This is a genomic window from Pseudomonas sp. CFBP 13711 (assembly GCF_014842265.1).
Taxonomy (GTDB): domain Bacteria; phylum Pseudomonadota; class Gammaproteobacteria; order Pseudomonadales; family Pseudomonadaceae; genus Aquipseudomonas.
Genome location: NZ_JACYVI010000009.1, coordinates 105,813 through 124,246, shown reverse-complemented (window position 1 = coordinate 124,246; position 18,434 = coordinate 105,813). Strand labels below are relative to the sequence as shown.

General features: G+C 57.5%; 13 protein-coding genes. 10 read left to right on the top strand and 3 right to left on the bottom strand.

What is annotated here, in order from left to right; translation table 11 throughout:
- From IFT47_RS17635 to IFT47_RS17615, 5 genes are all read left to right on the top strand, one after another.
- Complete coding sequence (locus tag IFT47_RS17635) at nt 1-1,785, top strand: AAA family ATPase (protein WP_192173701.1); 1,785 nt, start codon at nt 1-3, stop codon at nt 1,783-1,785.
- The gene (locus IFT47_RS17630; RefSeq protein ID WP_192173700.1) at nt 1,782-2,633 is read left to right on the top strand and encodes a hypothetical protein; all 852 of its coding nucleotides are present in this window, start codon (nt 1,782-1,784) and stop codon (nt 2,631-2,633) included. Before IFT47_RS17635 ends, IFT47_RS17630 begins: the two co-directional genes overlap by 4 nt.
- A 729-nt stretch (nt 2,634-3,362) precedes the next feature.
- Nucleotides 3,363-3,656 carry a hypothetical protein gene (locus tag IFT47_RS17625; protein ID WP_192173699.1) on the top strand — a complete coding sequence of 98 codons (294 nt, stop codon included), beginning with the start codon at nt 3,363-3,365 and terminating at the stop codon, nt 3,654-3,656.
- 551 nt (nt 3,657-4,207) lie between these two features.
- On the top strand, nt 4,208-5,623 hold the full coding sequence (locus IFT47_RS17620; protein WP_192173698.1) for a hypothetical protein: 1,416 nt from the start codon (nt 4,208-4,210) through the stop codon (nt 5,621-5,623).
- An 834-nt stretch (nt 5,624-6,457) separates the two neighbouring features.
- The gene (locus tag IFT47_RS17615) at nt 6,458-8,521 is read left to right on the top strand and encodes a TonB-dependent siderophore receptor (RefSeq protein ID WP_192173697.1); all 2,064 of its coding nucleotides are present in this window, start codon (nt 6,458-6,460) and stop codon (nt 8,519-8,521) included.
- 78 nt (nt 8,522-8,599) lie between these two features.
- On the opposite strand, the gene IFT47_RS17610 is transcribed toward IFT47_RS17615, so the two are convergent.
- Nucleotides 8,600-9,691, bottom strand: coding sequence for an endonuclease/exonuclease/phosphatase family protein (locus tag IFT47_RS17610; protein ID WP_192173696.1), 1,092 nt, complete (start codon nt 9,689-9,691; stop codon nt 8,600-8,602).
- 4 nt (nt 9,692-9,695) lie between these two features.
- Nucleotides 9,696-10,349: a YciC family protein gene (locus IFT47_RS17605; RefSeq protein WP_192173695.1), complete on the bottom strand. Its 654-nt coding sequence runs from the start codon at nt 10,347-10,349 to the stop codon at nt 9,696-9,698.
- Between the two features lie 189 nt (nt 10,350-10,538).
- On the opposite strand from IFT47_RS17605, the gene IFT47_RS17600 reads away from it, so the two are divergent.
- From IFT47_RS17600 to IFT47_RS17590, 3 genes are all read left to right on the top strand, one after another.
- Entirely contained in the window at nt 10,539-11,348 is an 810-nt protein-coding gene (locus IFT47_RS17600; protein WP_192173694.1) for a DUF2076 domain-containing protein, read from the top strand.
- A gap of 164 nt (nt 11,349-11,512) precedes the next feature.
- Complete coding sequence (locus tag IFT47_RS17595; RefSeq protein ID WP_108121635.1) at nt 11,513-11,992, top strand: NYN domain-containing protein; 480 nt, start codon at nt 11,513-11,515, stop codon at nt 11,990-11,992.
- A 637-nt stretch (nt 11,993-12,629) separates the two neighbouring features.
- A complete protein-coding gene (locus tag IFT47_RS17590; protein ID WP_192174568.1) occupies nt 12,630-13,244 on the top strand; it encodes a 3'-5' exonuclease in 615 nt (204 codons plus the stop codon).
- 21 nt (nt 13,245-13,265) lie between these two features.
- Here IFT47_RS17590 and IFT47_RS17585 read toward each other — a convergent pair whose 3' ends face one another.
- The gene (locus IFT47_RS17585; RefSeq protein ID WP_192176533.1) at nt 13,266-15,560 is read right to left on the bottom strand and encodes a DUF4214 domain-containing protein; all 2,295 of its coding nucleotides are present in this window, start codon (nt 15,558-15,560) and stop codon (nt 13,266-13,268) included.
- Nucleotides 15,561-16,106: 546 nt separating this feature from the next.
- On the opposite strand from IFT47_RS17585, the gene yedA reads away from it, so the two are divergent.
- A complete protein-coding gene (gene yedA / locus IFT47_RS17580) occupies nt 16,107-16,997 on the top strand; it encodes a drug/metabolite exporter YedA (protein ID WP_192174570.1) in 891 nt (296 codons plus the stop codon).
- Nucleotides 16,998-17,066: 69 nt separating this feature from the next.
- A complete protein-coding gene (locus IFT47_RS17575; protein WP_192174571.1) occupies nt 17,067-18,404 on the top strand; it encodes a DEAD/DEAH box helicase in 1,338 nt (445 codons plus the stop codon).
- Nucleotides 18,405-18,434 lie beyond the last annotated feature (30 nt).

Sequence of the window (18,434 nt, the reverse complement as noted above, 5' to 3'; positions counted from 1 at the left end):
ATGCAACTGAGGCACCTGGCCATTCCGCACTTCCGCAACCTGCGTGGTGTGGTGATCGACTTCGCAACGCAGCTATCACCCATGCCGGGTGTGGCTACGGAGGCATTGGCTAAGTCCATCTGTAGTCATGCCCTGATCGGTCAGAACGGTACCGGTAAGTCCAACTTGATCGAGGTTCTGATTACCATCTTCCGCGACGTGGATATGGACCACAGTGCTGCGCTGGACTACACGCTGGAATACGAGATCCGAGAGCGAACGGTGCGTATCCAAGCCGATACCACAAAGCAAAAGCGCCCCTTCGTGTGGGTAGATGGCAAGAGTCAATCACAAGGCTACCTGCTGAAGAACCGCGAGCTGCTGCCCTCTCACATCTTTGCCTATTACTCCGGTCGCAACGAGCGCATCGAGGCTCTGTTCCAAGAGCATCAGCGTCGCTTCAACCAGCGCCAGGAAATCACTACCGACGAAGTGCTGCCAAAGCAACTACTGGAGAATTTCACCGCCAGCGAGGCTGACATCCGGGCTCTGGAAGAAGTCAAACGCCGCCGCGAGGCCCGGCTGAAACAAGCTGGCGACGACCGCTTGCGCCGGTTGTTCTACTGCCGTGGTGGCCATAGCCAGCTGGTTCTGCTGGCCTGCCTGCTGTCGGACGACCCGGTATTCCAGAAGGTGCTGAAGAATTTGCACATCGAGTCGCTGGAATCCGCGCTGTTCGTACTGAAGGAACCACACCGCCTGCGCGAAAAGCGCCGAGGCGGCAAGTTCGATGAGAACGAGCTGAATGAGGGCGATCCGCGTTTCTGGTATGCACGTGGCAATGTAGTAAGCGAGTTCCTCGACAAGCTGTGGCAAGTAGCCTGGGCACCTATCGAGCAGGAGGCCACTAAGCAGATTGACTTCCGTGGCCGAACTGAAAAGCAAAAGCAGCTCTACCTGTTCGTGCCTAGCCACGCCAAGCTCAGGCAACTGGGCGAACTGGTGGGCGGCACCGACAGTTTCTTTCGCTACGCCGAAGGAGCCTACATTGGTGACCTGATCGACGAGGTGCGCATCACTGTGAAAAAGCGCGACGAACACGGTGGCAAGGTGAGCTTCACCCAGCTCTCCGAAGGCGAGCTGCAGATGCTCACCGTGCTGGGCCTGATGCGCATCACCCGTGAAGACCACTGCCTGTTCCTACTCGACGAACCCGATACCCACCTGAACCCGATCTGGAAGCTGCGCTATTTCGATGACATTGAGGGTGTACTGCAGCGTGAGTCAACTGGCACTCTGTCGCACGATCTGGTGTCAAGTGAGCCGGCTTACCAAGTGCAATCGCAAGTAATCATCACAACGCATGATCCGATGATGGTAGGCAGCCTCAAGCGTGAGCAGGTTCACATCCTACGCCGGCAGGGTAATCGAACGGTAGTGGATATACCCGACGAGCACCCGCAAGGAATGGGAGTAACTGGGCTGCTCAAAAGCGAGCTGTTCGGCCTGTCGTCCACGTTAGATATCGAAACCGAGCGGCGCCTGTTCCGCCGTAACGAGCTGTTCGTTAAGCATCCCCGCACTGCGGGCGAAAATGCTGAGCTTTCGCGTCTCTCCGCCGAGCTAGCGGACCTGGGTTTTTCAACGGCCGATTTCCGCGATCCGGACTACGCGCTGTTTGTGCGAAAGATGGCGCAGCATCGAAAGTTTCGGAAACCTGCGCTTACGCCGGAAGAGCAGGCCGAGCAGGCACGTATTGCTGACGAGATCATCGACGAGATCTTGCGTGAGGAGGCAGAGGGGTGATCTTTATAGATCTGGAAAACAAACTGCCGACGGATGCCGACCTGCCCGCGCACATTCGCTGGAAACATGACGACTGGAGGGCGTGGTTGGCTGAGTCAGCACGCCTAGTCGGTGAGCTCGACAAGCTCAATGCAGCTGGGCAGACCGATGAGCGCAACGACTTGATCGACAAATACAGCGGTCACTGGGGAAAACTGAAACCGTGGCTGTTGGCGCTGTCGAATGGCAAGTGCTGGTTCACCGAAGCGCGCGACATCGCCTCGTATATCGATGTTGAACACTTTCGTCCGAAAAAGTCCGCCCGTAATATCAAAGGGCCCAAACGCGATGGCTACTGGTGGTTGGCTTTCGAATACATGAACTTCCGTATTGCCTGCACCGTGCCTAATAGGAAGAAGAGCACCTGGTTCCCTCTCCGATACGGTTCTCAACATTCGACCTACGGCTATCGTTGTGAAGGCGATGAAATTCCTTACTTCCTAGACCCGACGAATGCCCACGACGTGACGTTGCTATCCTTCGATGAGGAAGGAAAGGCCGTCCCTGCACCCGGCATCCCGCGCTGGGAATATGTACGGGTAAAGCGCACGGTGGAACGCCTAAAGCTTACTGAGCATCAGGCGTTGGCCGAAGAGCGCAGAAAGGTCTGGCAGAATACTACGAAGCTGATCAGCAAGTATCAGCAAGCACTATTAGACATGCGAACTTCTGCTGCAGCTCGTGAGCGGGCGAAGGCTGCAGCACGTGACATCGCTTCCCTCACTAAACCGGATGCTGAGCTGTCTGCTGTGGCGAAATGGTGTATCCGTTTGTGCAATGATCAGCAGCTTTTGAGACTGCTGGGGTGATGACGCGCAGGTCTAGCTGCGCTGCTACCCGCTGTCGCAAGCAGCTGAAGCCTATCGGCAGGTCTTGGCAGCGCTCGCCGCGACAGGTCGGATCGTACATGTGAGATCAACACATCTTGAAGTTTTAAAAATCCAGCTTCTATCGCAGCTTGCTCGCAGCGCTCTACCCGGCGCTCCTTGCCCGTCGCCCTCGCCCGTCGTACATTGCTTGTGCACTGCTCAGGACTGGCACCCCGAGAAATAGTAACAATGCAATAGCATGCCTTCTTCCAGCGTCGAATGCCGCTGTGTCGGTAGCTGTCCCGCAGGGCATCGATACTCGTTCAATGCCGCAATGTAGACCAAGTCCTGCTTAGCAAGCCGATATTCGACTTGCTGCCAGATGTCGGGGTTTCGATGCGATGGTAGCGATGCCAGCTTGCTCGCAGGCAAGGATTTCCAAGCCCTTGCAATAGCCTTGGTCGGCGAACACCGTCCCTGCCACGATCTAGACGGTGAGCAAATTAGACAACCGCAAGCGTTTCCACACAGCCCGGGTCGATAGCAGCCTGTTTTGGTCAGCCTCTATCGACGGCAGTATCGTGACCGTATCGCATCGGTCCCGCCAACCCTGCTCTCAGATCGAACCCAAAAATAGCACGGGCTATAAATTTAGCTATCGTTAAATTAATAGTTGGTGTTAAGGTTTGCGCAGATTGACCAGCTATCTTCCCATTAGCCGAGGACCCTATGCTCAAACGCCATCGTGAAACGCTTGAAAATCGCCTTGAGGAAGTCCATACCTCTGGTTGGACGCAGATAGCTTGGGGAGAGCTTTATCTTTGGTACGCGGCAGAGCGGCTTTCGGTGAAAACTTACAAGCACATTCTGGAAACTTATCGTGAGCTTCTAGAGGATGATCATGCTGGCCTGCTAGTGACGAACGTGTCCGGTGGCATTGTTCTAACGAGTTCCGCTGAGACCTCACACCTTAACGACATCGTTAACCAGGGCTTCGACAATGCGCCAAAAGTAGGAAAATAGCTGAATAGAAGGTCGCAATTGGCCTCCTAATTAACTTAACTGATTGCGGGGTAATGCTAATGAAAGCGCACAGCTATAGCGTGAAAGTTGATCTTACGGGAGTTAGGAGGTGGGGGAAGGATTTTAAATTGATAACGGACGTGATTCGTTCAGGCGTAAAAAATGAGCATGGATTCGCTGCGCTGAAAGGCCTTACAGACATTCGGTTCGAAGGGTGGCCGGTAGCGATTAGATTTAAGACCGCTGAAAATCGTACCAAATTCTATAGTCGTATGCGACGCGTGTTGCACCCTGAAATCATTAAAAAGATTGGTTTGAAATCTACCTTCCCAAATGCGGAGCGATCTAAGCCTGTAAGATATTTGCGCTCCTAGCGAACGGTGATGCAACCGCTCTCGCGGCAGGATGCGTTCAGCGGACTTAATCAGTTCTCCTAGAGCGATTATGGCCTAGGATGAACCGCTTTCCACTCGATGTTTGCGAATGAATACGGCCCGACGTGAATATTCATCACTAGGCTGTACCCAATTAACAGCCACGGAGCGCATCCAATGTCTTTACCTCCAATCCTTGTTGCGCAAAATCAAGTCTCGACCGGCGTAGATCAATTTACTGCGGCGCTGGTCAGTTATCTTAATCATCTAGGCCTTCCAACGGACAACGTTTTGGTTCCGATTCAAGAGCGTCAGCGCGTCATCGGCAACCTGCCGGATGTTATTGGCAGCATAGATCTTGTCAAGCGTGGCGAGTCACTTTATATTTCAAAGTTCATTGCTGCCTGTGGCGCAGGGCTTTTTGATGCGGCCCTAAACTTCATTTGGGATGAAACGGTTGTTAATTTAAGGAAGAAGGTTGCCCGTTTCGATTTGGAGTATTTCTACGACAGTGTCATTACTGACGCAACGCGTCGAAGCAAGCTTCGCGGAGAAGAAGACCTTGTGAAAATCGAGGAGTGGGAGCTGGTTCGCGGCTGCCATGTTACCGGCATTTTATCTGATATTGGATATCGCCATCTTGATTATATCCGAGATATGCGGAATTGGGCTAGCGCTGCCCATCCGAATCAAAATGAGCTTACTGGCCTCCAACTTATTTCTTGGCTTGAAACCTGCCTCAGAGAAGTTATTTCTAAGGAGCCTGAGCCGGCTGCAATTGAAGTGAAGCGCTTCCTGCACAGCATCCGGACTCAGGTACTTGCAGAGCAGGATGCTCAGCACATCCGTGTTGGTATGGAACGTCTGCCTGTCGATATTATCAAGTCGCTGTTAAGAGCTATTTACGGAATGTATACAGCTGACAATACATCTATCCAGGTAAAAACAAATATTAGATTGGTAGGGGCTAAGTGTTGGACGTTAGCTCCAGATGAGACGCGATACGAATGTGGCTTTCGCTTTACAACATTCGCTGAAAACGGAGAAAATGTACGGAAAGTGTTGGCGCATGAATTTCTTCAAGGTGTTGGAGGGTTGGGATATTTATCTCCTGATTCGTTAGCAGTTGAAATGTCAGCCTGCATTACTGCGCTTTTCAATGCGCATAGCGGATTTAACAACTTCCACAACGAACCAGCACACGCGCGAAATCTTTCGGCTTATGTTCCTGCAAATGGCCAGATTCCTGAAAGTGTTCGAGTTCCCTATGTTAATACTTTAGTAATGGCGAGAATAGGCAATGGATATGGGATTTCTGAAATGGCCGTACCCAAATACCAAGACATGATTTCCCGGTTCGGTGAAGAAGAGTTCGTGGTGTTTGTAAGGCTTTTGACCGATCGCCAGATTCAAGCCCGGCTGGCCTTACGAAATTGCTCGTCCTTATTCAAACAGCTGGCTATGAACTTCCTTCCTTTGACTGCAAATCAAGTTACTAAAAACGCGCTCAGCGCAATTGTCGGGAGCACCGATCAGCACTTACCGAATTTGGGGCGTGAGACTAGCTATGTGCGCATACTCTCTGCTTACTAACTTAGCGGAGATTTGCCATTGGATGGGGCGGAAGTCCGCCCCAGGATGAAATTTCCTCTTTGCGAACGTTTGTTTTGGGTCGATACCGGCTTCAGTATTTCTTGTCAGCATCGCGGATTGGCCTCGGAGCTATCGACCCTTCAACAATTCGATGTTCAGTAACATCAAGACCGACTTTCATTATTGCAAAGACGTCTGGAGGAATATCGGCGATCACGTCCCCGCTGCCATCGCCTGTGTCCTGACATTCACAGTCGCCCTCACTGATTTGGCCACTGGACACTTGCTCCACCCTCGACTGATGAACTGAGCTGATATCTTACGCCGGTGCATGTGCAACCTACAATTACCACCCAGAACCAGACATTGCTATGTGCCGTTCTGTCAATATACCTGCTCAATGGCAGTGAATGAACCTGGAGGACCTGTCAATCCAGAACCGGGGACAAGGAGGGATTAGTCAATAATAGGCATGCAGATTGACAGTCAACCGTAGTTCGCTCCATTTGCGCTTCCCCCAAAGAATTCCAGGGCCAGTGCACTGTCAATCCTCAAGGGGGGTAGGTGATACTAAGTACTATTGGCCAGACGATCCGCTGATCGCTGAGCCGACCGCGCGGGTGAAGCCGAGGAAGTGAACGGCAGCACAAGGGCATGACAACGAGCGGATGTAAAAAAACTTCACACGCCATGTGAGGTAAATGCGAGCTCAACCCGTGTAATAGTAACGAATCGCATTTGCACTCGTTTCAATTACGGAGTCAGCTCGTGGTCAAGCTCTTTAACCGCACTCATGCATCAGTCCTGCTGTGTTCTGCCTTACCTGGTTTTGCAATGGCTGCCCAGACGGTCACCGAGTTGGCGCCCAGTGTCATCCAGTCCACACGCGATGCGGCTGACGGCTCGGGAAGCTATACGGTTTCTGAAGGGAGCACCGCCAGCAAGACCTCCACCCAGAATAGAGATGAAGCCCAAACCGTCAACACGGTCACTGCGCAAACCCTGGATGACTACCAGGTCAAAGATCTCAACGACGCCATGCGCTTCGTCAGTGGTGTGTCCCAGACGAACACGTTGGGGGGCACCAAGGATGCTGTGATCAAGCGCGGATTTGGAAGCAACGACGACAACTCCATTTTGCGGGACGGGGTCCGCTCGGCGATTGGCCGCAATCTCGGCGCCACTACTGATCACGTGGAAGTGTTGAAAGGCCCGGCATCGCTGATGTATGGCGCGCTGGAGCCGGGCGGGCTGATCAATGTGATCAGCAAACAACCGCAGTTCACCCAAAGCACGACCTTGACCGGATCTGGCTACAGCGAAGGCGGCGGGACGTTTGGTGTGGACACCACCGGGCCGCTGGGCGATACCAACTTGGCGTACCGGCTGGTTGCCGAGCGCTCCCACGAGGACTACTGGCGTAATTACGGTGTCGATGAGCACACGCTTATTGCGCCATCGATCGCCTGGGTCGGCGACCGCGCCAGTTTCTCGCTGGCCTACACCTATAACGATTACGCCAGCCCCTTTGACCGCGGCACCGTGTTCGCCAATGGCCACCCGGCCGACATCAGTTACCGCGATCGTCTGGATGAGCGCTGGGCCAAGACCGTCGGCATCAGCCAAAGCACCACCGCGAAGTTCGAGTATCAACTTAATGATGCCTGGAAAAGCCGGTTGACCTACGGATGGACCGAGGATCGTTACAGCCTGGCGATTGCACAGCCCAGCACCTTGAAAGGCGACACCCTGCGCCGTATTGCCAATGGCGGGCACTATGACTACGAGAGCCGCTATAGCGCGCTGGACTTCATAGGCGATCAGCAGTTGTTCGGCCAGCGGCATGAGATTGTCGTTGGGGTGGACAACGAGTCGCTGGATAAATACCGCGGTAAAACCTATCGCAACGCCAGCAGCACCGCCGGCAACCTCGACATCCAGAACCCCACCTACGGCAATCTGGCTGAGCCTGCGACGGTCAGTGCGGCCCAGAGCAACGCCGAAAATAACCTCGTCACCACCTCGGCGTACTTCAAGGACAACTGGCACCTTAACGATCGCTGGATTCTGGTGTTTGGTGGTCGTCAGGAACACTGGGATCAATACAGCGATCAGGGGCTGGGCAGCGCCTATGCGCCGGGTGCCGATTCCAACGGCGACAAGTTTCTGCCCTTTGGCGGGATTGTTTATCAGCCGGCCGACAACGTCGCGCTCTACGCCAACTACAGCCGTTCCTTCGTGCCGAATGATGCCGACGATGCAGGCAACACCTTCAAGCCTACCGAAGGTCGCAGCTACGAAGTGGGTGTCAAATACAGCCCGGTCCAGGCGCTCAACGTGAACCTGGCCGTGTATGACATCGTCAAGAAAAACCTTGTGAACAGCGTGCTGCAGGCAAACGGCGACAGCATTGACGATGCGGTAGGGAAGGCGCGCTCGCGAGGGGTTGAACTGGATGTGACAGGAGAGATCGCGCGTAACTGGAGCATCATCGGCACCTACGCCTATGACCACACGGAAGTGCTGAAAAACGCAGAATCACCCGAGCAGGAAGGCAACCGCTTGCCCAATGCGCCGATGCACACCGCGAGCCTGTACCTCAGCCATCAACTCGGGCTGCCTGCCGAAACCGGCAAGTGGCATGTCGGCGCAGGTGCCCGATACGTCGGAGAGCGGCCGGGCGACGATGCCAACAGCTTTTGGCTGGACAGCTACACGACGGCCGATGCCTTTGTGCGCTGGGATTTACCCACCCATGACTACAAGACCAGTCTGCAGTTGAACATCGACAACCTGTTCAACAAGGAATACTACCCGGCCACCACGGGCAGCAGCACGCTCCAGGTGGAGGAGGGAGCGCTCCGAACTGCGCGGCTGACTGCCAGCGTCACGTTCTGATGGCAGCGATCGGTGCCGGGCAATCCGGCACTGGTCGGTTCAGATCAAACGACTCTCTTGTGCATCCGTACAGAGGGTTTACTCACCCTGCGCTGGGACTCTGAACCGCGCGATCACCGGCATGTGATCAGAAATCAACAACGTATCCGCCTGCCTCACCCGTGCCTCGACCCGTTTCAGCTTCGGGCTGTAGAACAGAAAATCCTGCGTCCGGTCCGGGCCGCTGATGCGGGGATCGTTAGGGAAGCGGGTGTACCACGTGCGACGGTCCTCACCGGCCACGTCTTCATTGCTCGGGATCATCGGGAAGCTTTCCCACAAGCCACGCAGCTCACTCTCTGCCGCAAACGGCGCGCGCTGCTCGGCAGGTAGCCGCTGATATTGCCCCTGTGGCAGCAGGTTGAAATCTCCGCCGGTTATCCACAGCGTGCCGTTTTGCTCGAATGTTTGTTGCAACTGACGAACTGAGGCTACTTGCCGTTTTCGCACGTCGCCCCCCGGCGCATCGCCCAGGTGCGTGTTTGTCACCGCCAGATGTCGGCCATCGCTCAGCGGCAGGTAGCTGACCAGCAGCGCAGGTTGAGGTTGAAACAGGCGGCTGATGAAATGGCCGGACGGCGAGGGCAGGTGCAGACGTTCGGCGCTGTCCAGTTGGTAGCGGCTCAGCGTCGCCAGTTTGCGGCCGACGCTGCCGAAGATGTGGCTATCCGGCACGAAGTCGGACTTCCAGTCAAACGCCTCGCTGCTGCAGGGGTACAGGTCGGCGACGCGCGCCTGGAGCAGGGCTAGTTGGTTGCCGTAGTCGGTGTTCTTCGCGCCGTCGTCGACTTCCTGCAGCAAGACGATGTCCGGCTGCTCATCGCGGATGACCCGTGCGACTTCATCGAGGTTGTACGCCAGATCTTCCGGGGTCGGGCGCTCGTCCGGGCCGCTGCCGTCGGGCAGGTCGTACCAGAAGACATAACGCTTGCCGGCCAGGTATTGAATGTTCCAGGTCATCACCTTGAGCGTCTGACCCGGCGCCAATACCGGTGGCTTTCCGTCCTTCGCGTTGCGGGATACCGCCACCTGCTCGTGTCGGGCGGGGTGCCAGGTCACGTCATAAAGCAGTATCACGAACAGCCCGGCACACGCCGCGAGGTAAAGCAGATACCGCGTCGGACGTGCCATCTTCTCAGGCCGACCGCGCGGGCGGGTCAATGAGCATGAACAACCGGAACATCATCACGCTGATAAGCAGCTGCAGGAAGCTGGAAACACTGTCCACCGCAATCGACAGCATCGGGCTTTGCTGGTCTGGGAGCACGTAATAACTGAGCGCCTCGAGCAGCGACAGCGGGATGTAAACGCACAGCATGCAGACGAAAATCCGCACCACGTGGCCCTGCGTCATTCTGAAGCTTTCGCGCATCGCCTCCAGCGGCCCCATCCCGCGCAATACCAGCAAGTATTCCGACAGCTGCAGTTTGATCATCACCCACACGCCCGGCAGGATGAACAGCGACATGCCGGCCATGATCAGCAGGGTGCTCAGCGCCGTCAGCACCGCGAACGTGGGCCACATGCGCAACGCCACGGCCCACAGGCTGGATTTGACCGGCTCTTCGCCCCGGGTTTTCGCATCCAGGAAAAGGATCAGCGCACCGGTGTAGAGCGGATAAAAAAGCAGCCCGACCAACAGTGGCGCGACGCCGTTGCCCTGCCCGAAGCCGATGAGCTGTTTGGTCAGGGCCTCCAGCACTACCAAGGGCAGGCACAACGTAAGAATGCTGCCGAAGTTGCGTCGGAAGAAGTACAGCGAGTCTTGCAGAATGGTCAGCGGATTCATGAACGGATCACAGGGATAAGCAGGCCGACACTGTAACGTAGCGCCGCGGAACCGGCCAACCGGCACCCACTAGCCGGCTTTCTTAACTTTTTTTACATCCTATTGAAACGCCCTTGAACAGCCCCATTACTGGCTATGTCCGAGCAACGGCTCAGAACAGAATTCCTACGGCAATCTAACGAGGTCGCCATGAACAGCGAAGAACAAACCCTGATCGATGGCTTGTTTGGCAAGCTCAAGCAAGCAGAAACCGAATCGGCCCCCCGTGATGCGCAGGCCGAAGCGCTGATCAAGGAGCACCTGACTCGCCAGCCGGCCGCGCCTTATTACATGGCGCAGTCGATCCTCGTGCAGGAAGTCGCGATCAAGCAGCTGGAGGCCCAGAACCGTCAGCGCGACGAGCAGATTCAACAGCTGCGGGCTGAGCTGGAGCGGGCAAAGTCCGCCGCGCCTGCCCAGTCCGGCAGCGGCGGTGGATTTCTGTCGAGCATCTTCGGCGGCGGCTCCCGTGAGCCCCAGGCTCAGCAGCCAGCTTCGTCGTTCTCGCGTCTGTCGAACCCGCAACCTTCCTCGGGCGGCTGGCGTGAAAGCGGTCCGGCAAGCGCGCCGCAGCAAAATTATGCTCAGCCACAGCAAAACTATGCCCAGCCGCAACAGGCACCGGCGGCCCCGGTCGGCAGTGGTTTCTTGGGCGGCGCCCTGAAAACCGCAGCGGGCGTGGCCGGTGGCGTGATGCTGGCGGAAGGCATCAGCAGCCTGTTCCATCACAACAGCCAACCGCAGGAGATCGTCGAGATCATCCAGGAGCAGCCGGCCCAGCCTGCTGCCGAACACGATCAGGGCGGCAGCGGTGGGTGGGGTGACGACCAGCAGCGCGTGACAGGTAATGACAGTACCGGCAATGACAGCTGGGGCAGTGATTCAAATGGCTTCGCCGACACTGACTACGGCAGTGACACCGGTGGCGGCTTGTTTGACGACGACGATTCTTTCGTCTGATAACGAAAGGCAGCGGCGGCATATCCTCCAGGAATGCCCCGCTGCCCCGACAGCACGCTGCGGCCCTCCACACCCAATCCTTCAATCCCGTTCCCAAAATGGCATACTGAGCGCCGGTCCGGTGTTCGGGCCCTTGTCGCTTGTCAGCGCATCGAGGATTTTGGGTGAGAAGAATCGCGGTCTTCGCCGACGTACAGAACCTGTATTACACAGTGCGTCAGGCTCACGGATGTCACTTCAATTACGCCGCCCTGTGGGCTGACATCAGCCAGCGCGGGCAGATCGTCGAGGCGTATGCGTATGCCATCGACCGTGGCGACAGCAAGCAGCAGCAATTCCAGCAGATCCTGCGCAACCTCGGTTTCACCGTCAAACTCAAACCCTACATCCAGCGCAGCGACGGCTCGGCCAAGGGCGACTGGGACGTGGGCATCACCATCGACATCATGGACGTCGCGCCGAATGTCGATGAAGTCGTGCTGGCGTCCGGCGATGGCGATTTTGACCTGTTGCTGGAGCGCATCATCAGCAAACACGGCGTCGAAGCGATTGCCTACGGCGTACCGGGGTTGACCGCCAATTCGTTGATCCGCGCGGCCAGTCGTTATGTGCCGATCGAGGGCGGGTTGCTGCTCAAGACCTGATCCACCGCCTCGGTGCAGCAGCGTCTGTGTCGCCTATGCGACTGACGACGAATGACTTGTGGGCGTGAGCTTGCTCACGAAGAGGCCGGGGCATTCAGCCACTTTCTCTGGGGCTGAAAGTAAGCCTTCGCGAGCAAGCTCGACTCCCACGGGAGGGTGATTCGGCTCGGGATTCCCGGTTGGCGCAAGACCTGTGGGAGTGAGCTTGCTCACGAAGAGGCCGGGGCATTCAGCCACTTTCTCTGGGGCTGAAAGTAAGCCTTCGCGAGCAAGCTCGACTCCCACGGGAGGGTGATTCGGCTCGGGATTCCCGGTTGGCGCAAGACCTGTGGGAGTGAGCTTGCTCACGAAGAGGCCGGGACATTCAGCCACTTTCTCTGGGGCTGAAAGTAAGCCTTCGCGAGCAAGCTCGCTCCCACATGACGGTGAGCTGACTCAAAATCGCCGGTTGTTGCAGGACCTGTGGGAGTGAGCTTGCTCACGAAGAGGCCGGGACATTCAGCCACTTTCTCTGGGGCTGAAAGTAAGTCTTCGCGAGCAAGCTCGCTCCCACAGGAATTGAGTTTGCTGCAGAACAGTGTGATGCCTGAACATCACGCGTTTTCCGAAAAAAATCGTCACTGTTAAGGCCACCTCCATGCAAGAACGCATCGCCGTCATCGACTTTGAAACCACCGGCATTTCCCCCAGCAGCTACTGCCGCGCCACGGAAATCGCGGTGGTGATCGTGGAGCAGGGCGTCATCGTCGAGCGCTATCAAAGCCTGATGAACGCCGGCGTGCGCATCCCGTCCTTCATCGAATCCCTGACCGGCATCAGCAACAGCATGCTGCGCACGGCGCCGCCGGCTGAACGGGTCATGAATGAAGTTGCCGAGTTCGTCGGCCTGACACCGCTGGTGGCGCACAACGCCTCGTTCGACCAGAAGTTCTGGGACTTCGAACTGTCGCGCATCAAGCGCAGTCGTGTGCAAAGCTTCGCCTGCTCCATGCTGCTGGCGCGACGTCTTCTGCCCCACGCGCCGAACCACAAACTCGGCACCCTCACCAGCTGGGCCGGCTTGCCCCACACCGGCAAGGCTCACCGGGCCATGGCCGATGCCGAAATGGCCGCCAACCTGACGCTGCACCTGGGCCACCAACTGCGCGACACCCACGGTCTCGCCGGTGTCTCCCATCAGTTGCTGTGCACCCTGCAAAAAGTCCCGGCGAAGAAGATTGCGGATGCGATCAGCAAGCACCGGGGGCTCTAGTCAGTCTTTGGCGCAGGTGCCTCAAGCCCAATCAGCATGCCCGATCAAATGAATGAAGCCGGCATCGCCTTGAGTCAGGGCAGCAGACTCCGCGGAGTTGGCGATATTGAATGCGACCTGCCCACGGCTTGTGCCGCCGTCCAGCGATTGGACCCAATAGGCAAGGCCGGCAGCGTCGTTGCCTCGGCCCAGGACGTTTTGATACAGATTTTCTACAAAGGCTGCGTTGCCGCCATCGGGCAGTCGTTGGGAAAATTCTGCAGATTGCACAAAACCATCCGCAATCTGGGCACCGGTTTCGCCTGCTGCGGCGTGAGACAGCCAGAACTTGAGGCCTTCGATATCGGGAGCACGATCCAGAATGGAATACAGACGACCAATACTTGCCTGCGCCGGGTCCAGAACGAACAGCTCGCGATCTGCGAAATCGAGCAGATTGAAGCCACTCAGTTCGAATATCGCCGCAGCGCCCGTGGAACGACTGACTGACAGCGTGTCGGTATCGAGGGCGTTGATCGTGTAGGCGGATGCCGCGTCGTTGAACATAAAGGTGTCGATACCGGCGTTGCCCGCCAGATGCGAAACCCCATTGCCGTCAAGCCTGACTTCCTGCTCACTGATCTGATCGTCGCCAGCCGTGCCGGTGGCCACGCCCTTGCCCACCACCATATCCATATTGTTCCAGGCGTTATGATCCACGATCCTGATGTAGCCTGTCTCGCCCTCCGAGAGGTCATGGCTTTCACGAGAATTCAGGAAGCCATCAGCAACCGACGTTCGACTCAAACCCTCCTGCAGCAGCGTGCTCCAGTACGACACACCTGAATCATCGCCTGTGCGATGCAGTACGGTCTGATAGAGCTCAAGGACAAAGTCCCGACTACCCAGCACGCTGTAGCGCTGTATCCCTTCAGCGGAATTCAGAAAGCCATCGCGAATCTCTGCATCCGAGCTGCCCATCGCTTGATGCGTCAGCCAGTAATCCAAGCCCTGATAATCGGGCGTCCGAGCGAACAGTGAGTAGAGCCTGGCAACGTAAGCCTGATCCTCGGTGAGCGCGATGTGATGAAGATCCCTGCCAAAGCTCAACGAAACAGTGGCATCACTCTGGGCGTTGAAGGCGCCATACTGGCTGCGAAAAGCCATGAGCAGTTCGTCAAGATTGGCATCGTGGTCGCTGAAAGCCAGCTTTTCGACGCCTAGAAGCGTGTCCACATCGGACGTTTGCGCATCATGAACCCTGAGGGTGGCATTGCTCACAAGCGCGGCATCGTAGGCTGCAAAGTAGCGAGCACCGGCCTCGGTATACAAAGCGGTGTCGAAGCCGTTGCCACCATCGAGCACGTCCGAGCCAGTCCCACCCATCAGCCGATCGTTGCCATCGCCGCCTAACAGCTGGTCATTGCCCGCGTTTGCGTTGAGAAAGTTGTCACTGGCGTTGCCGATCAGCGTATCCGCGCCTGCACCCGTTATGGCGTTCTCGATAACCGTACCGCGCGCGATGGCGATATTCGATAGACCGCCGTATACGCTGGAAAAAGCTTCACTTCTCAGATCGACTGTCTGAGCGCCGACATAGGTGCTGACGTTGATCGTGTCGTTGCCGCCCGAATCATAGAGCGTGGCCACCAGGCCGGTCACGAAGTCGGTTCCGGTGTTTATGGAAGCCTTGTTAAAACTGTAGGTGTCGTCACCCGTGCGGGTGACGGCGGTGCCGTACAGTGCCTGGATGGCGACGATGTCCGCCAGCATGGGGGTAGCGACATAGCCGAAAGAGGCATTGGAATAGGTATTCTGGTCCTGACTGAAGTAGGACATTATCGAATATTTCCAGCTGTCCTCTTGGTAGAAGGCATTGTTGGGGAAGGTCGCGCTGCCGTTGTAATTGCCCGCATGGCCCAACCCCAGCGCGTGGCCGATTTCATGAATGTAGGTCTGCTGATAATACCAACCGTAATTCACCCAATTGGAAGCGATGTTGACGCTGCTGTCCGAGATCACGCTGCCTGCGTAATTGGAGCTGGTGTACGCACCGCTCTTGTTTTCGCTGAAATTGATCGCCCCGGCAGCGGTGGTTTCCACAAAGTGGATGCCACTGACGTTGGTCCAGGTTTGCAGCGCATATCGAGCAACAGCCTGAGCGTTTGCGCTCAAGCTTGCCAGATTGACGGTGAGCGACCCTCCGGCGTGCACGTCAAAGTGGTGCTGGGAACCGCCATAGGCGTCGTGCCAATAGCCATCAGTCAGGTAGTTGGCTTGCTGGTCCAGCGTCAGGTGCTCAAGCGTCGCTTGGCTGGTGGCCGTCTGTTGGCTCACACCCTGGCTGGTCGCTCCGTCAGCCCAGAGTTGGGTGAGTGAATCGCACATCGAACACATGTAGAAACTCCGGGGCAAGGCAGGCCTGGCCAGGTCAATGACGCAAAAAACGGGTACGGACCGGTGATGAGTTCAAGCCGTTGAGCCTGTTTTGGAAACTGGCGGCATGACCTTCACGCGCGTTTGACCCGCCCTGGTCTTGACGATGGTGAGGCTCTTCGAGAAGGTACGGCAGGGCATGGTCGAAGGCTCTCGATGCCCATTCCTGATGAAGTTGTCGGCATGCTTTCTGGCGACTTAAGGCGGTTTTTCCGGGAGTCGATGAAATACAGCTGGAATAGGCTGGAGGAGGCGTTCTGGCTGGGAAGGCTGCTTTGGAGAGCTTTGCGTACTTTTCCCGGTCATCTCGCCGCTCCCGCGTCAGCGGCGGCAAACACCGGCCAGCAAAAATTGTACGGGTCGAATAAACCACATTTGTAACTGACGCCTGCGGCCCGGACATTTCTAGAATCAGTCCCACAATAACCGACTGTACTAGAGCCCTTCATGCCTGCTGTCCGCCGTTTCCCCCTGCTGCTCATCGGGGCCTTTTTCGCGCTTTATGTGATCTGGGGCTCGACCTATCTCGCCATCCGCATCGGTATCGAAACCTGGCCTCCGCTGATGATGGCCGGGGTCCGCTTCACCATCGCCGGCTCCATCCTGTTTGCCTTCATGCGCTATCGAGGCGCGCCGATGCCGACCTGGAAGCAGTGGAAATCCGCAGGGATGATCGGCTTTCTTCTGCTCGCCTGCGGCAATGGCGGCGTGACCCTGGCGGAACATGCAGGCGTCGCTTCGGGTGTCGCCGCATTGGCCGTGGCCGTGGTGCCGTTGTTCACCTTGTTGTTCGGCCTGTTCTGGGGGCATCGCAATACCGGGCTGGAGTGGGCTGGCATTTTGCTCGGCCTCGTCGGCATCTCCTTGCTCAACCTGGGCTCGAACCTGCAGGCCAGCCCCATGGGCGCGGCGCTGGTGATCTTCGCCGCCGCGACCTGGGCGTTCGGTTCGGTGTGGAGCCGCTACCTGCCCTTGCCCGCCGGGCCGATGGCCAGCGCCTGCGAAATGCTGGTGGCCGGCGCGGTGCTGTTGCTCGGCAGCTTCGTGAGCGGCGAACGCATGACCCAATCCCCGGGCCTGTCCGGCTGGCTGGTGATGGCGTATCTGGTGGTGTTCGGCTCGATCGTCGCGTTCAGCTCCTACATGTACCTGCTGAAGAACGTGCGACCCGCCGCCGCGACCAGCTATTGCTACGTCAACCCGGCGGTGGCGGTGTTGCTCGGCGTGTTGTTCGCCGGCGAACACATCGGCTGGGCAGAAGGTGCAGCGATGGCGGTGATCATCAGCGCCGTCGTGCTCATCGGGCTGCCGCAGTGGCGCAAGCAGAAACCGGTGTAGAAAGGGTAAACTGCGCGCCATTGTCTTCTACAGACTCTTGTGCGCTGACCTTTTTCCAACGGTACTGAAATGACATTCGCCTCCCTCGGCCTGATCGAACCCCTGCTGCGTGCCCTCGAAACACTGGGCTATCAGACTCCCACCCCCGTTCAGGCCCAGGCGATTCCGCCCGTGCTCGAAGGCCGCGACCTGATGGCCGCCGCCCAGACCGGCACCGGCAAGACCGCAGGCTTCGCGCTGCCACTGCTGCAACGCCTGACCATGGAAGGCCCGAAAGTGGCCGCCAACTCCGTGCGCGCGCTGGTGCTGGTGCCGACCCGAGAGCTGGCCGAGCAGGTTCACGAAGCCGTCGCGCAATACGCCGAGCACCTGCCGCTGACCACTTACGCGGCTTACGGCGGCGTGAGCATCAACCCGCAGATGATGAAACTGCGCCGAGGCGTAGACGTGCTGGTCGCCACGCCGGGCCGCCTGCTCGACCTGTATCGTCAGAATGCCGTGAAGTTCTCCCAGTTGCAGACCCTGATCCTTGATGAAGCCGATCGCATGCTTGATCTAGGCTTTTCCGAAGAGCTGCGCGACATCTACGCCGCGCTGCCGAAGCGCCGCCAGACGCTGCTGTTCTCCGCGACCTTCTCCGATGCGATCCGCGCGCTGGCCGGGCAGATGCTCGACAACCCGCTGACCATCGAAGTCAGCCCGCGCAATGTCGCGGCCTCGTCGGTCAAGCAGTGGATCGTCACCGTCGACAAGAAGCGCAAGAGCGAGCTGTTCATTCACTTGCTCAAGAAACATCGCTGGGGGCAGGTGCTGGTGTTCGCGAAAACCCGCGTTGGCGTCGACCAGTTGGTGGAGCGCCTGCAAGGCCTTAGCCTCAACGCAGACGGCATCCACGGCGACAAACCCCAGGCCACTCGCCAGCGCGCGCTGGATCGGTTCAAGAGCGGTGACGTGCAGATCCTCGTCGCCACCGATGTTGCGGCTCGCGGCCTGGACATCGACGACCTGCCGACCGTGGTCAACCTTGACCTGCCGATCGTTGCTGAAGACTACATCCACCGCATTGGACGCACCGGGCGTGCGGGCCAGACCGGTGAAGCGATCTCCCTGGTGTGCGCCGACGAAGTCGACCTGCTCAGCGCCATCGAAATGCTCACCCGCCAGACCCTGCAGCGGCGCGAAGAGCCCGACTTCATTCCAGAGCACCGCGTGCCGGCCACCGACGCGACCGGGCAGGTTCTGAAAAAACCGAAAAAGCCGAAGAAACCCAAAACCAGCGGCGGAGGCGGCAAACGCAATCTGGGCAAGTGGGTCGATAGCGGCGAAGCGGCGGCAGAAGTGCCGTCCATCAAGCCAGTGCGCAAAGTGCCGGTATTCAACACCGGACCGCGTAAGCGCAAGCCGTAAGAGGAAGAACTGCAGTACGGTCCGGCCAAT